General features: G+C 64.5%; 16 protein-coding genes and 1 tRNA gene. 6 read left to right on the top strand and 11 right to left on the bottom strand.

The window, feature by feature from the left end; genetic code table 11:
• The first annotated feature begins 64 nt into the window (after nt 1–64).
• Nucleotides 65–571, top strand: coding sequence for a MarR family winged helix-turn-helix transcriptional regulator (locus H1B27_RS16700; RefSeq protein ID WP_028178807.1), 507 nt, complete (start codon nt 65–67; stop codon nt 569–571).
• A gap of 27 nt (nt 572–598) precedes the next feature.
• Here the strand turns inward: H1B27_RS16700 and H1B27_RS16695 are convergent, their stop codons facing one another.
• Nucleotides 599–1,711, bottom strand: coding sequence for an alpha/beta hydrolase family protein (locus H1B27_RS16695; protein WP_061877790.1), 1,113 nt, complete (start codon nt 1,709–1,711; stop codon nt 599–601).
• A 250-nt stretch (nt 1,712–1,961) separates the two neighbouring features.
• Nucleotides 1,962–2,933 (bottom strand): SDR family NAD(P)-dependent oxidoreductase, encoded by a 972-nt coding sequence (locus tag H1B27_RS16690; protein WP_197966791.1) that lies wholly within the window; start codon nt 2,931–2,933, stop codon nt 1,962–1,964.
• A gap of 580 nt (nt 2,934–3,513) precedes the next feature.
• Here H1B27_RS16690 and H1B27_RS16685 point away from each other — a divergent pair.
• Nucleotides 3,514–3,753: a hypothetical protein gene (locus H1B27_RS16685; RefSeq protein ID WP_028178804.1), complete on the top strand. Its 240-nt coding sequence runs from the start codon at nt 3,514–3,516 to the stop codon at nt 3,751–3,753.
• Nucleotides 3,754–3,881: 128 nt separating this feature from the next.
• Here the strand turns inward: H1B27_RS16685 and H1B27_RS16680 are convergent, their stop codons facing one another.
• Nucleotides 3,882–4,856 (bottom strand): alpha/beta fold hydrolase, encoded by a 975-nt coding sequence (locus tag H1B27_RS16680; RefSeq protein ID WP_061877788.1) that lies wholly within the window; start codon nt 4,854–4,856, stop codon nt 3,882–3,884.
• A 184-nt stretch (nt 4,857–5,040) separates the two neighbouring features.
• On the opposite strand from H1B27_RS16680, the gene H1B27_RS16675 reads away from it, so the two are divergent.
• Nucleotides 5,041–5,598 carry a TetR/AcrR family transcriptional regulator gene (locus H1B27_RS16675; RefSeq protein ID WP_311976952.1) on the top strand — a complete coding sequence of 186 codons (558 nt, stop codon included), beginning with the start codon at nt 5,041–5,043 and terminating at the stop codon, nt 5,596–5,598.
• A gap of 37 nt (nt 5,599–5,635) precedes the next feature.
• Here the strand turns inward: H1B27_RS16675 and H1B27_RS16670 are convergent, their stop codons facing one another.
• On the bottom strand, nt 5,636–6,388 hold the full coding sequence (locus H1B27_RS16670; RefSeq protein WP_082821959.1) for a GntR family transcriptional regulator: 753 nt from the start codon (nt 6,386–6,388) through the stop codon (nt 5,636–5,638).
• 125 nt (nt 6,389–6,513) lie between these two features.
• On the opposite strand from H1B27_RS16670, the gene H1B27_RS16665 reads away from it, so the two are divergent.
• From H1B27_RS16665 to H1B27_RS16655, 3 genes are read left to right on the top strand one after another with little or no spacing between them, the layout of a single operon-like run.
• Nucleotides 6,514–7,902 carry an MFS transporter gene (locus tag H1B27_RS16665; RefSeq protein WP_197966789.1) on the top strand — a complete coding sequence of 463 codons (1,389 nt, stop codon included), beginning with the start codon at nt 6,514–6,516 and terminating at the stop codon, nt 7,900–7,902.
• Nucleotides 7,899–9,008: an FAD-dependent oxidoreductase gene (locus H1B27_RS16660; RefSeq protein ID WP_197966788.1), complete on the top strand. Its 1,110-nt coding sequence runs from the start codon at nt 7,899–7,901 to the stop codon at nt 9,006–9,008. The genes H1B27_RS16665 and H1B27_RS16660 overlap by 4 nt, the downstream gene beginning before the upstream one ends.
• Nucleotides 9,005–9,532: a hypothetical protein gene (locus tag H1B27_RS16655; protein ID WP_061877783.1), complete on the top strand. Its 528-nt coding sequence runs from the start codon at nt 9,005–9,007 to the stop codon at nt 9,530–9,532. The genes H1B27_RS16660 and H1B27_RS16655 overlap by 4 nt, the downstream gene beginning before the upstream one ends.
• Nucleotides 9,533–9,767: 235 nt before the next feature.
• Here the strand turns inward: H1B27_RS16655 and H1B27_RS16650 are convergent.
• The 7 genes from H1B27_RS16650 to H1B27_RS16620 form a co-directional block, all read right to left on the bottom strand.
• Nucleotides 9,768–9,845: transfer RNA gene (locus H1B27_RS16650), tRNA-Pro, on the bottom strand.
• 121 nt (nt 9,846–9,966) lie between these two features.
• The gene (locus H1B27_RS16645; protein WP_197966787.1) at nt 9,967–10,545 is read right to left on the bottom strand and encodes a MerR family transcriptional regulator; all 579 of its coding nucleotides are present in this window, start codon (nt 10,543–10,545) and stop codon (nt 9,967–9,969) included.
• A gap of 23 nt (nt 10,546–10,568) precedes the next feature.
• The gene (locus H1B27_RS16640; RefSeq protein ID WP_028136003.1) at nt 10,569–10,913 is read right to left on the bottom strand and encodes an integration host factor subunit alpha; all 345 of its coding nucleotides are present in this window, start codon (nt 10,911–10,913) and stop codon (nt 10,569–10,571) included.
• Nucleotides 10,914–11,046: 133 nt separating this feature from the next.
• Complete coding sequence (locus tag H1B27_RS16635) at nt 11,047–12,027, bottom strand: beta-ketoacyl-ACP synthase III (protein WP_197966786.1); 981 nt, start codon at nt 12,025–12,027, stop codon at nt 11,047–11,049.
• Complete coding sequence (gene plsX / locus H1B27_RS16630) at nt 12,024–13,085, bottom strand: phosphate acyltransferase PlsX (protein WP_061877780.1); 1,062 nt, start codon at nt 13,083–13,085, stop codon at nt 12,024–12,026. The genes H1B27_RS16635 and plsX overlap by 4 nt, the downstream gene beginning before the upstream one ends.
• Before the next feature lie 296 nt (nt 13,086–13,381).
• Nucleotides 13,382–13,951 (bottom strand): YceD family protein, encoded by a 570-nt coding sequence (locus tag H1B27_RS16625; RefSeq protein WP_197966785.1) that lies wholly within the window; start codon nt 13,949–13,951, stop codon nt 13,382–13,384.
• Nucleotides 13,948–14,511 carry a ubiquinol-cytochrome C chaperone family protein gene (locus H1B27_RS16620; RefSeq protein ID WP_197966784.1) on the bottom strand — a complete coding sequence of 188 codons (564 nt, stop codon included), beginning with the start codon at nt 14,509–14,511 and terminating at the stop codon, nt 13,948–13,950. The genes H1B27_RS16625 and H1B27_RS16620 overlap by 4 nt, the downstream gene beginning before the upstream one ends.
• Between the last annotated feature and the right edge of the window lie 95 nt (nt 14,512–14,606).

Raw genomic sequence — 14,606 nt, 5'->3', positions numbered from 1 at the left:
GGCTTGCGTGGACTATGACATTCCACGAACACTGATCTGAACAACCGGTTCACGGAGTGACGCTGTGTCCGCGACGAGGAAAGAGGGAGCGCGCCTGCGCACCATCGGCAACCTGGATATCATCAGGCGCTTCACCTGGGAGATATCGTCGATCAACCTGTATCTCGAGGAGCTGCGTCAGTTCTGGGCGAGGACGCTCGGCATCAGCGGCCCGCAATGGCTGATCCTGATGGCCATCTCCGACCTCGACAAGGACGACGGCATCCCGGTCAACGTCGTGTCCAAGCTCCTCCACGTCGATCCGTCCTTCGTCACCACCCAGTCCAAGCTGCTCGAAAAGAAGGGCCTGTTGCGCCGCCGCCCCTCGCCGACCGACGCCAGGGTGGTCCGGCTGTCCCTGACCGACAAGACGCAGAAGCACCTGGCGAGCCTCAACGAGCAGTACAAGACCATCAGGGAATTCGTCTTCCAGGAATTCGACGAGGCCGAGCTCACCGAATTCACCACCAAGCTCGCGACGCTGAAGAGCCGTCTCGAAAAGGCCTGCGTCCGTCTGAGCCTGGACTTCTGACACCCGGCCCAATCCGGGCCACCGCCGCTAGATGCGCGCGGCGGCACCGAGCCGCGATTCGAGCCAGTCGAAGATGTATTCGTTGGCAAGGCTGGGATTGTCCGCATGGCTCTGTGCCGCGCCGGTCTCGGCCGCAGTGAACACCTTCAGCATGACGTCCGAACCGCCGAGCCTGGAGTTCCGGACGATCTGACGCGCCCGATCGGCCTTGAGCCAACCGTCCTCGCCGAGCGTGATCAGCACCGGGCACTCGGCGCTGGAGGCCATGAGCGGCGCATGCGGCACCGGGACGATGCTGACGTCGCTCATCGCGAACCGGCTGGCAAAGAAGGCCCGCTCGTGCAGGTCCCACAGGCCGCCGTCGCAGACGGCGGCGGCAAGCCGCGGCTCCTGCAACACCGCGCGCGAGACGAACGACGAGCCCCAGCCATCGGCGATGATCCCGACGCGCGCGAAGTCGACGTCACCGCGCGTCTCCAGATAGTCCATGACGCCAGGGATCGCGCTCTCGAGATCCCGGCGCCGCAACAGCGCGTCGAGAAAATCGTCGCGCTGGTCGCCGAAGAGGTCGATGGCCAGCATCGAGAAGCCACGCTCGCGCGCGTGCGGCACGAGCTTGATCAGGAACTCTTCCTTGCGGTGACCGGGCTCGCCGATGCAGATCACGGTCGGAGCCCGCCCGCCGGCTGACGGCGCAGGAACGAAGTAGCCCTGCAGCGAATGCCCGTCGAGCCAGGGTATCGTCACGACTTCGCCGGCCGGGCTGCGCGCGGCGAGGTAGCGCCGGGCGCAATCCTGCATCGCCAGCACCGCGACCCAGCGGCGCTCATCCGCCAGATCGAGCGGCATCGCCGCGGCACCATAGTAGTTCATCGCGCGCAGCCAATTGCGCTGCGCGCTCGCCCTGTGGCCCTCCGCGAACGCGGCTTCGGCGCGCTGCCGATTGGTTTGCGCCAGCTTCTTCCACTCGCGATGCCAGGACCGGTCGTCGCCCCGCTTCAGCTGGCGCGCGATCATGAGGCATTCCGCGATCGTGGCGCCGCCCTCCTGGGCCGCAGTGAGCAGCCGCGTGAACTCAGCGGAAATGTCCTCTCGTTCCGGGCAAAGGGTCCAGTCGTCGGAGAGGCATGCTGGTATCATCTGGAGCTACGCTCGATCGTCGCGTTACCCCCATCAATTAAACGATTTCAGTCCGCCAACCAAGCGGCCGTGCGCCCGATGAGAGGCGTTTCAGATCACCATCGCTTGAACATCGTCATGTCGCATGCGTGACATACCGACAGGTCATGGAGCGGGCGAACATTGGCAAGAGGTGGCACGCACGATTGCCCTGCGCATCTCTTGCCATGATGATCATCATGCTTACATTCGTACCCGCTCGGAGACCGTCTCAACCAAGCCGCCAGCCCACCTCCTGCACGAGACTTTCGTAGAAGGCGCGGTCGTAAGCCTGCTCCGGCGTGGCGCGCACGCGCTCGTCGAGACGTTTTGCGTCCTCGCCGACGAGGATGCGCCAGCGCTCCGCCTTGACGCCGTCGAGAATGATCTTCGCCGCCTGCGTGGCCGTCGTCGGCGCATCCTCCAGAAAGCTGCGAGCGCGCTCGGCGAACACCGCCTGGATGTCCTCGTCCGACATCTTGTCCGCATCCGGCACGCCGGCCGCCACCATGCGCTTGCGGGTCAGCGCCACCTCGTCGTCGCTAAGCCGTTCCGATCCATCGGCGCTCTGCACCTTGCGCGAATTGGAGACGATCGAGGTGCCGATGTGACCGGGCATCACCACCGAGCATTTGACGTGCGGCGCGTGCAGGCGGAGGTCGTTGATCAGCGCCTCGGTGAATCCCTTCACCGCGAACTTGGCCGAGCTGTAGGCGGTGTGCGCCTGGTTCATGCCGATCGAGGCCCAGAAGCCGTTGACGCTCGCGGTGTTGACGATGTGGGCCTCGTCCGCCGCGACCAGCATCGGCAGGAAGGTGCGCACGCCGAGATAGACGCCGCCCCAGCAGATGTTGAAGGTGCGCTCCCATTGCTCGCGCGTGTTGGTGAACAGGCTGCCGCCCCCGCCGATGCCGGCATTGTTGAACAGCAGATGGATCTTATCCGTCTTCTGCTGCTCGGCGATCTCGTCACGAAAACGCTTCAGATGATCCTCGATCGCGACGTCGGCGACATGCGTCGTGACGCGCAGGCCCTGCGGCAGCTTCTCGGTCTCGCACAGCCGCCTAGTCTCGGCCATCGCGGCCTCCGAGACGTCGCACATCGCGACGTTGCAGCCTTCGGCGACGAGCTGCCGCGCGAGCTCGCGCCCCATTCCCGTGCCGCCGCCGGTGATGACCGCAATCTTTCCAGCAAAATCCTTCATGGGACTTCGGTCCCTCCCCTTGTCGGTATGTTTCTTCGTCACGGCGCCGCTGACCGAGGCGCGCGCAAAACTGTAGCAGCGCGACATCCGCAAAAGAAAGCGGATCGGCGATGCAATCTTCGGCGTTATTTCGGCGCGCGGATTATCGTGATTCCAGGTACGGCCAGTGCACGGCTGTAGCTTTGTGACAGAGTCGCTTGCGGCGCATCCTTCGAGACGCCCGCCTGAGGCGGGCCCTCAGGATGAGGGCTGAGCATGGGGCCGCAATTTCAACGAGCACCACCGTTCCTTAGCCTCACCCTGAGGGACCGCTGGAAGCGGTCGTCTCGAAGGGCGAGGCGCTTGCTCCGTCGTCCCTCGAAGCCCCCGCTCGGAGCACGGGCAGCACCGAGCAGTACTGCGCCCGTCCCGTATTTGTCCGGCTTCGGTTTAGGGGCAATCTTTTTACAATCCGAATCGTCGAATGGACCCCGGACGCTGTGTCGAGTCGGCTAGGCCAGCGTGTTGTTTGCGTGTCACAGGCTCTGGCACTCCGCTTGCATCCTCCTCGTGGTCAGAAACAACCGATGAGGTGACAGGAATGTTCGTGACCGTCGTTGCCGTACTTTGCCGGCTTGGCGCAGCCAGCTCAGGCAGTTGCGTCGAGGAAATCGTGACCGACAGCAACATGACGCCCGAGATTTCGATGATGCAGTGCGCGGTCGGCGCACAGGCACCGCTCGCGAAATGGATGGGCGAACATCCGATCTATCACGCCAATTGGCGCCTCGAGCGCTACAAGTGCGTGCCGGGTCACTACGAGATCAAGGGCCACGCCTGAAGGCCCCGCAAAACTACTGATCCGAACACGACGGATCGAGGAAACGCCCGGGGGCGCCTTTTCCCTGAGCGGCTTGCAGCCCCAGCCCTATTGCGGCTGCGCTCTGTGACAACGGTCACGCCTTTCCTTCAAGCCACCGCTCGCAAGATGATCGCACGCGCCCGCCGCCCTTCCGGTGTCGGCATCAGCGCGAAGTTGTGCGGCTGCTCGCGCAAAAGATGCAGCTCGACCGGCACGCCCACCGCCCTCGCCTTTTCGGCGAGATCGATGCTGTCGGGATAGAGAAGATCGCGCGTCCCCGCGAAGATCGTCATCGGCGCGAGGGCGCGGAAGGCGCCGTTGAGCGGGCTGACAAAGGGATGGCCGACGTCGAGCTCGCCGGCATAGAGGCGTCCTGCCTCGACGATCCCCGGAATGTCCTGGATCGGATCGCGTGCGGCGATCGCCACCTGCTCTGGACGGCTGACCGAGGCATCGGCCGCCGGCGAGATCAGCACCATCCGGCTCGGCTGCGGATGGCCGTGATCGCGCAGCCACTGACACGCAGCGAGCGCGAGCCCCGCGCCGGCGGAATTGCCGACCACCGTCACCTTCGCGTCGCCTGCGTCTTCCAGCAGCATCCTGAGCAGCTCGGCCGTCGCCGGCACCACGTCCTTCGCAGTCGCCCGCGGCGCCAATGGATAGATCGGCACGACGCAACAGACGTGCGCCTTGCGCGTCATCTCGCCGACGAAGCGCCAATGCGCCGGCACGATCTCGTTGATGTAGCCGCCGCCATGCAGGAACATGACGTAGTTGCAGCCTTCATGGCCCGACGACGGCGCGGTGTAGTACACCGGCCATCCGCCCATCTTGGTCAGGATCACCTCGACGCCGCCGCCGAGATCTGGCGGCTCGAACGAGGCCGGCTCCAAGGCGAGCTTCTGCACATGCGCCTGCACGGCTTCGACTGAGGCCAACCGCTCCTTGTGCGGAAGCAGCCCGAGCAGCAGGTTGAAGGCGCGGCTCTGCAGGCTCGGCGCGGGATCGCGCGAGGCTCGCGCACCGAACACGCAGCCGCCCGGGCAGAACTGCAAGGCCGACACAAGTCTCGCAACGCTCATCGCCACATCCCTATCCGGCTGTTTCGACCCGGCGACGAAGAGGCTTGCCGACCCGCCGCCACTTGCCGATATAATGCGAGCATTCACTCGCTTTTCCTACTCGCATTCAGATCACAAAGCCGTGGCCCGCAAACCGCCCACAACACCCCGAAAAAATGCCTCGCAGGAGCGATCCCGCGCCACGGTGGACGCGCTGGTCGAGGCAACCGCTCGCATTCTGGTCAAGGAAGGCTTCGAGAAGGCCAGCACCAATCACATCGCCGAGATCGCCGGCGTCAGCGTCGGCTCGCTCTACCAATATTTTCCAAGCAAGGAGGCCCTCGTCGCCGCCGTGATCGAGCGTCACAACGAGGAGATCATGAATGTCGTCCGCGCCGCCTTCGCGGAGGTCGCCGATCTGCCGATCGAGAAAGCCGTGCGCCGCCTCGTCACGGTCGCGATCGAGGCCCATCACATCGACCCGAACCTGCACCGCGTCCTCGCCGAGCAGATTCCCCGCTCCGGTCACCTCGCCGAGGTCGAAGCCTACAGCCACGAAATCCACGCCCTCGTGCGCACCTATCTCGAACGCCACCGCAAGGAGATGCGCAAGCTCGACCCCGCGCTCGCAGCGTTCATGTGCGTGAGCACGATCGAAGCCATCGCGCACAACACGGTACTGAACGGAGAGATGCTGTCGGAGAAGATGGTGAAGGTGCTGGTGGACGAGACGACGCGGTTGGTGGTGGGGTATTTGAAGTAGGGAGTGGCCGAAGGATTGCCGGCTAGCGGCCGCACCATCATTGCTTCAACATCGTGATCGGATGATCGAGTGCGATATCCAGCGAATTGCTCACCCCTCTCGTGAGAACATCCTGAATGCGTTGCCGGCCGAGATCGGCGTGCGAACGTCCCAGGGCATCCGCCTTGTCGGCATCCCCGTCCCTGATCGCCGCGACCATTGCGATGTGCTCGGTCAGGATCGTGTTCATGTGCTTCTGATATGCGGCCTTCGAAGCAAAATGCTGGGCATCGTAGGCCAGATAGGCAATCCGCAGCCCGAGCGTGAGGAGGTGGAGATAGTTGCGTTCGATCAGCTTGTTGCCGCAGGCGGCGGCGATCAGGGCATGAAACCGCCAGTTGCTCTCGTTCATCTCCTCCGCGCGACCCGCCGCTTCATGCTGTTCGAATGCAACCCGCTCGGCATCGATCTCGGCGAGCTGCGCATCGGTTCGGCGTAGCGCCGCCCACCTGGTGACGAGCCGCTGGGTGATATCGAGCGCCTCGAGCATCTCGCGGAGGTCATCCCAGTTGAGACTTGCGACGCTCGCGCCGCGGTTGGGCAGCAGCACCACCAGCGATTCCGAGGCTAGCCTGACGAGCGCTTCGTGCACAGGGGTTCGCGACAGCCCGAGCCTGGCAGCGAGGGCCGCCTCATCAAGCGGCGAGCCCGGTCGCAGGGTGAGCGACACGATCTCGCGCCGGAGCGCCGTGTACGCGAACTCGACGCCCTTCCCTTTGCCCGGCGGCGGAGGTGGTCTGCTGGCCATCATGAAATATCTTGCCTTGCTTTATTCATCGTGCATAAACTGTGCATGCACGGCCAATCCTATCACAGGTGCCGTGCGATGCGAGGGCGACTGCCGGGCCGTTTTCGCGCATGCAAAGGATCTCGTCCATGAGCATCACTGCCCAAGGGCTCGTTGCCCGAATCGACCGGCTACCTCCCTCCCGTTTCCACATTCAAGTCCTTATCATTGCTGGGCTTTCACTGTTCTTCGATACGCTGGACACGGCCGTCACCGGCTTTGCCTTCGCAGCTTTTCGGACCGAATGGAACCTCGGCCCGCTCGCGCTCGGCGTCACCTCGGCGATCGGGCTGAGCGGCTACCTGCTCGGTTCCGTGCTCGTCGGCTTCGTCGCCGACCGGTTCGGCCGCAAAGCCGTCATGACCTGGAGCCTCGGCCTCTACTCGCTGTTCTCGGCCTCCCGCGCGCTGGCCCCCGGCATCGAGGTCTTTTGCCTGCTGAACTTCTTCACGTGGATCTTCGTGGGGATGGAGAGCTGCGTGGTGCCGCCTTATCTGGCGGAGCTGTGGCCCTCGCGGCTTCGCGGCCGCTTCAACGGCTGGATGATGGCGTTCTTCGCGATCGGCATCGCCCTGTCCCCCGTTTGGGCCCTCCTCCTCATCCCGACCGTCGGCTGGCGCTGGACGCTCGCGCTCACCTTCCCGTTCGCGCTCCTGATCGGCCTGATGCGGACCTTCCTTCCCGAGAGCCCGCGATGGCTGGTGAGCCAGGGCCGAACCGAGGAAGCCGAGCGAATCGTCGCGTCCATCGAAGCGCAGGTGGCCCGGTCGAACGGTGGCACTCTGCCACCGATCGTTCCGATCCCGGCGCCCGTCACCCGTCCGGTCAGCAGGCGCGAGATTGTCGCCCCCGCCATCCTGCCTGTCACCCTCATGCTCTGGCTTGTCTGGTTCACCGAGTACGGCGTTCTCTATACCTTCCAATCCGTGCTTCCGACGTTGCTCGCCATGGATGGTTTCTCCATCGTGCGATCGACCGAGTTCACCGTGGTGATCTTCTCGGGCTTCATCCCCGGCTATATCGGCGCGGGCTACTTCCTCGATCTCGTCGGGCGGAAATACTGGCTGATGATCTGCTTCGCCGGGATCGGGATCTCCAGCACGCTGTTTGGCCTTGCGAATACGCCCGTGACGATCATGGCCTGTGCATGGTTCACCGCCTTCTTCCTCGGCAACGGTTCGACCTGCATCTACACCTACACGCCCGAACTCTATCCGACCGAGATTCGGACGACGGCGATGGGAATGGCCTCGGCCTGGGGACGCGTCGGTGGCATCCTCCTGCTGCTTGCGTTCGGAATCTTCGCCGTGCTGCACGGACGGCTCGCGCTCTTCCTGGTGAGCGACGGCCTGCTGATCGTCAGCATCATCGTGGTGGCGCTGGTTGGCCCCAATACGAAAGGCAAGACCCTCGAGGCGACGTCGTCGGCGCGCGACGTTGCAGCGCGGGCAAACGCCGTTGAGGCACCGGCCGAATGACGCGGACAGCAGTGATTGCCGGGGCCGGCTACGCCGGCCTCGCAGCGGCGGCCGTGCTCGCGCGCGCGGGATGGCGCGTCTCCGTGTACGAGGCCGATCCCGAGCCAAGAAGCGTCGGCGCCGGTCTCTATGTGCACGGTTTCGTCCATGACGCCCTTCGCAAGACCGGCGCCTACGACGATTTCATGCGTGGGGCATTCAAACCTGCCGCGCATTGCGTCTACATCGACGGCGCGCGGCAATCGAATGCGTCCACGGAAGGAAACATCGTCACCACGACCCGGGCGCTGCTTCATGTTGCACTGATCGATGCAGCAAGGCGCGCCGGCGTCAGCATCGTCGGCGGATCGCGGGCTGTTGCGGCTGACCCGAGCGGCGTCCTGATCCTCGCAGACGGCACGCGGCTCGAAGCCGATCTGGTCGTTGCCGCCGACGGCGTGCGATCGACCATCGCGAAAGCGCTGGATATTCCGATCACGCGCGTCGCGCACCAGGACGGCATCACGCGGATCCTTCTCGATCGCGACGGGCTGCGTGACGACAAATGGAGCAGCATTCACGACTACTATGATTACCGGGGACGTCCGTTGCGGGTGCTCTACACGCCGTGTGGCCCGGATGCCTTCTATTTCTGCCTGATGGCGCCCATCACCGATCTCGAGGCGACGTCCGTTCCGATCGCCGTCGTGCTTTGGACCGCGCGATTTCCGGATCTCGCACCGACATTGCAACGGGTCGGCAAAGCCGGCCGTCACGACCGCTACGCAACGACGACGCTCTCGACCTGGTCGAAGGGACGTGCAGCGATCGTCGGCGATGCGGCACATGCGATGCCATCGAGCCTGGGGCAAGGCGCCGGCGTCAGCATCGTCAACGCGGTCGCGCTCGCGGAGACCGTTGCGCACGCCGGCGACATCGAAGCCGCGCTCGGTACCTGGGAAGCTGCGATGCGTCCGATGGTCGAGGGCTGGCAGCGCCGGGTCGAAGATGTCGCAAGCCAACGCAGCCTTACTCGCGCCGTTCGCCCGTCCGAGCAGCGGCTCGTCGAGCTCTCGTCCGAGGATTCGGATCGCAAACACGCAAGACAAGAAGGGACCAACGCATGACGCTCGTTCCAAGCGCATCCTGGTACACTGACATCATCGCCGCCGTGGACCAGCAGCAGGCCGGCATCAAGGATCATCTCGGCCGACCCTGGGCGCAGCATTTTGAGCGCGTGGCGCTCCGTCTCATCTTCCGCAAGCCGGACGCGACCCGCGCCCATATCGAAGCTGCCCTCCTGCACGACGCGATGATGGAGCGCGGCGGCGGACGCAAGATGCTCGATGCTCTCGGGGTCAGCCGGGAAGCCCGCGAGATCATCGAGATCCAGACCCCTCCTCCGAACGCGGATTACTACCGCCGCTTCCAGGATGTCGGCCCCGCCGAATGCGCGATCTATCTCGACTACATCCGCAAACTCTGCGCCTCCGGCAATCAGCCCGCGATCCAGATGAAGCTCGCCGACATCACCGATACCATCGAAGCCTGCCGTACTGGGCGAACGCCCCTGCTGATCGATCAGTTCATCAATCGCTACGAGCCGAGCCGGAAGCTGCTCGAGCAGGCGTTGGGATCGGAGCTGGGTTAGCGGGGTGATGCGGCTGGCAGGATGACATCATGCCACTGTTTTGCCCGACGCGTCAAATTTTTTCGGAAAAACATTAACCGTCAATGACTTCGCTACTGTGCATGGGGTTGTTTTCGAAATTCTTGTCGTAGTCGGTCACCGAAGTAGCCGGCATGCGCTGATCACGCGCACGCCTCACCGGCGGGAGGAGACTCCACGCCGACGATCAATCCACCCGACAGATGATTTGAGAAAATGGTCGGAGCGAGAGGATTTGAACCTCCGACCCCTAGTCTCCCAGACTAGTGCGCTAACCGGGCTGCGCCACGCTCCGAATGCCGTTCCATTAGCTAGGATCGCTGCTTCGCGCAAGGCGAGGCAGACACCATTTTGGGCCTCTCCTCAATCAGCAGCCCAAAGCGCCCGGAATTGCCCACAAAGCCGGCTAAAAGGCCCTACCCGTCCTTCAGCGCCTGATCCAGCATCTCCCTCGCTGCGACGAGGTCGGCGAGCGCCCGACCCAGGCGCTCCCGGTCCAGTGCGCTGGGGCCGGCGGGTGCGGCGGCGACGCCGCCCTTGCGGAAGGTGGTGAGGATCTCCTCGTCGTCGATCTCGCTGAAGCGGAAGTCGATGCCTTCCTCTTCGTTGCCCTGGTAGTCGTCATCGTCGGTGTCGGTGTCGCCCTTGATGGGCGCCTCGTCCTCGGGCTCCATCAGGCTGGCGCCGATGGCGTCCTCGATGGCGCCGAACGAGACCGCGGCCGCGCTGTCGGCGAGGCCCTGCACCGATTTGACGCCGTGCTCCTTCAGGATGCGCTGCACCCCGCGGATGGTGTAGCCCTCGCCGTAGAGCAGCCGGCGGATGCCCTTGAGCAGGTCGACGTCGTCGGGGCGGTAATAGCGGCGGCCGCCGCTGCGCTTCATCGGCTTGATCTGGGAGAACCGGGTCTCCCAGAACCGCAGCACGTGCTGCGGAATGTCGAGTTCCTGCGCTACTTCGCTGATGGTTCGGAACGCATCCGGCGCCTTGTCCAAATGCCAAATCCTTTGCGAAAGGGTTACGCCTCTTGCTGAGCCTTGCTGGTGGCGTCGCCATTGGCGCGGTGCTGGCCGTTGATCCGCTGCTTCAGGATCGCCGACGGCTTGAACACCATGACGCGGCGCGGCGAGATCGGCACCTCGGTACCGGTCTTCGGATTACGGCCGATGCGCTGCCCCTTCTTGCGCACCATGAAGGACCCGAACGAGGACAATTTCACCGTCTCGCCCTTTTCGAGGCAATCGGTGATCTCCTTCAGCACGAGTTCCACGAAAGCGGACGATTCCGTGCGCGATAGCCCTACCTTCTGGTAGACGGCTTCGCAGAGATCGACACGCGTTACGGTTTTACTTTGATCGGTCATCGCCCTGCCCCACATCACGGCGAACAATTGTTGTCTGAAATTATGAGGTTACGATACGGCGGTCAACAGCGCTCATCAATGCAGACGCATCGATAATCGGCACTGATTCCGGCAAAATTTTATCGACTGCGGCTTACCAGCGCAGCAGCGCGGAGCCCCAGGTGAAGCCGCCGCCCATCGCCTCCAGGAGAACAACGTCACCCTTCTTGATGCGGCCGTCCTTGCGCGCCTCCGACAGCGCCAGCGGGATCGAGGCGGCGGAGGTGTTGCCGTGGCGGTCCACCGTCAGCACCACCTTTTCCGGCGCGATGTGCAGCTTGTGGGCGGAGGCGTCGATGATTCGCTTGTTGGCCTGGTGCGGCACGAACCAGTCGATGCTGTCGGCATTGAGCCCGGTCGCCTCGAAGGCGTCGACGATGACGTCGGTGATCATGCCGACCGCATGCTTGAAGACCTCGCGGCCTTCCATGCGCAGATGGCCGACGGTCTGGGTCGAGGACGGGCCGCCGTCGACGAACAGCTTTGCCTTGTGGCGGCCGTCGGAGCGCAGATGCGTGGTCACGACGCCGCGGTCGGTCGCGGCATTGCCGGGCTGCTCCTGCGCCTCCAGCACCACCGCCCCGGCGCCGTCGCCGAACAGCACGCAGGTGCCGCGGTCGTTCCAGTCGAGGATGCGCGAGAAGGTCTCGGCGCCGATCACCAGCGCCCGCTTGAAGGCGCCGGTGCGCAGGAAATTGTCGGCGGTGGCCAGCGCGAACACGAAGCCCGAGCACACCGCCTGAAGGTCGAAGGCAGCGCCATGGTTGATGCCGAGCCCGTGCTGCACGGCGACAGCCGTCGCGGGGAAGGTGTTGTCCGGGGTCGAGGTCGCCAGCACGATAAGGTCGATCGACTGCGCGTCCATGCCGGCATCGCTGAGCGCGGCCTGCGCCGCCTTGATCGCCAGGTGCGAGGTGAACTCGCCCTCGGCCGCGATGTGCCGCTCGCGAATGCCCGTGCGCTGAACGATCCACTCGTCGGAGGTGTCGATGCGGGCCGCCAATTGGGCGTTGGTCACCACCTGCTCCGGCAGATATGAGCCGCAGCCGAGCACGACCGAACGAATTTGAGTCACGAAACATCCTCCGGCGCGGGCTGCACGAAACTGAGTGCACCACCCTCGCGGTTGAGCATCTGATTGATCTTGTTCAGGAGATCGTAGTGAGCCATCTCATAGCCAACATCGATCGCATAGGCAAAGCCTTCGGCGTTGGTTCCGCCGTGGCTCTTGACCACCACCCCCCTCAGTCCCAGCAGCACGCCGCCATTGGACTTGTTGGGGTCCATCTTGTCGCGCAGGGCCTGGAAGGCGCTGCGGGCGAAGACATAGCCGAGCTTGGAGAGCCAGCTCCGCTGCATCTCGTTACGGAGCAATTCCGCCATCTGCCGGGCGGTTCCCTCGGCGGCCTTGAGCGCGATGTTGCCGCTGAAGCCCTCGGTCACGATGACGTCGGCCAGCCCCTTGCCGATGCCGTCACCCTCGACGAAGCCGATATAGTCGAGTTCCGGCAGGTTCCTTGCCCGCAGGATCTCGCTGGCCTCGCGGATCTCCTCGTGGCCCTTGATCTCTTCGGCGCCGATGTTGAGCAGCCCGACCGTCGGCCGCTTCTTGTTGAACAGCACGCTCGCCTTGGCTGCACCCATGACCGCCATCGACACCAGATGGTGCGCATCGCCGCCGAGGGTGGCGCCGAGGTCGAGCACGACGGATTCACCGCGCATGGTCGGCCATATCGCGGAGATGGCCGGGCGGTCGATGCCCGGCAGCGTCCGCAGGTGGAAGCGCGCCATCGCCATCAGTGCGCCGGTATTGCCGGCGGAGATCGCGACATCCGCCTCGCCCTTCTTGACTGCATCGATCGCGAGCCACATCGAGGAGGACTTGCGGCCGCGCCGCAGCGCCTGGCTCGGCTTGTCCTCCATGCTGACGGCGACGTCGGTATGGACGATCCTGGAGGCGGCTTTCAGCTTCGGGTGCTTGTCGAGCTCGGGCTCGATCCTGGCGCGGTCGCCGACCAGCAGGAACTCGGTATCGCTATGCCTGCCTAGCGAGATGGCGGCGCCCGGAATGACCACGGCGGGGCCGACGTCGCCCCCCATGGCGTCCAGCGCGATGCGAACCTTGCTTGGCATGAAAGTCCTGGAAACCTGGTCTCGTGCGGTCTTGATCTAGCGGGGCCGCGAAATGGGTTCGCCACGGACATGGCGATCGGTCAGGCGCCTCGCCGCACCCGGACCGGGGCGCGACAATAGCGTTTTGTTACCCCGAAACAACCTCTTGCCCCCAGCCTTTTGCATTTGGGGCGATGCGGCCACGCCCCCCGGATTGAGCAGGAAAGACATTGAAATCAGAAGGATAAATGCTTCTTTCAAACCATCAAGGGAAATGCCTCGCGTCCCCTCGCAAGGCGGGCACAAGCGGAAATGCCCTATTGCCCCTTCTTCTTGTCGTGAAGCGCCTTCAGTGCCGCGAAGGGATGGTCCTCGGGATCGGGGGCGGCGACCTCCGCCTCGAACACGGCCCCCTCCTTGCGCGGATAGGGATCGATCGCCAGGAACAGGGCGTCGGTGGCGAGCCGGCCGAGGTCGATGATGCCGCCAGCGATCGGCTCGGGAGGATCGGCGACCGCCGGCGGCCCCTCATCGTCCTGCCCCTCCTCGATCAGATCGGCCAGGCGCCGTGCCTCTGCCTCCGGGGCGAACATCAGGTCGACCTCCTCCTCGATCTCGCTCTCGATCGGATCCAGCGTGACGACGCAGGTCTGGCCGATCCGGCCGCGAACAAGTCCCGTGACCTGGACCCGCCCACCGCTTTTCGGCACGACATCGAAGCTGGCATGCGCGGAGAGGATCTCCCGCACGCCCGCGAGCGCCGCCATGGCCTGCCGCTCGGCCGCTGAGGTCTCGAGCTCGCGATGCAGGCCTGCTTCAGGGATCTGCGCAACGATGACGGGCGCCCGCCAGGGATCGGGCTCGGATCCGGCATTCGGTCGACTCATGGCGTGACATCCTCAGGAAGCGCTGGAGGAAACTTGAAGGAGGCGCGCAGCAGCGCGGCATCGTCGGTCCGGCCAAGCTCCGCCTCACTGGCCCGGGCATAGGCCGCGAGCTGCTGCGCCTGGTCGAAGCCGGTCCCATTCAAGATATTCTTGCAGATCGCCGATGCCAGCGCCTCGCCGCCGCCTTCCATGGCCTGATCATAGGCCTGGACGCGACCGTAGAACGCCTCGCCGAAGGCCCGCATCCGCTTCGGCACGGTCTGGTCGCCCACACCCATCTCGCGCAGATTGTCGTCCATGTCCTCGCAGAAGCGGTCGAACAGCGCCTGGGACAGCTCCGTGGCGCCGCCAGTGCCGCCTTGGACCGCGCGCAGGCGGCGCAGCAGCAGCCAGAGATGCAACAGCAACAGATCGAAACGCCCGTTAACCGTATCGGGCACGCCCAAGTCACGGTAAAATATGGGTTCTCGCGCCTGCGTCACGATCATGCCATAGATCGCTTCAATGGTGCTCGGCGGGGTCAGTCGGGGTTTCCTGAAGTGATTGAACGGCCAAAGCATTGTGGTTTCCGCAAGCGGGCGCGCGCGTGTTGCATTAAGACGCCCAGCCCGGTACTTCAGCGCCTCGCGCGACGCAAGGGGACGGAATCAGTTCC

The sequence above is a fragment of the Bradyrhizobium diversitatis genome (assembly GCF_016031635.1).
Lineage (GTDB): Bacteria > Pseudomonadota > Alphaproteobacteria > Rhizobiales > Xanthobacteraceae > Bradyrhizobium > Bradyrhizobium diversitatis.
Note: the sequence above shows the minus strand (reverse complement) of the source record. Positions and strands in the feature narration are given on the sequence as shown.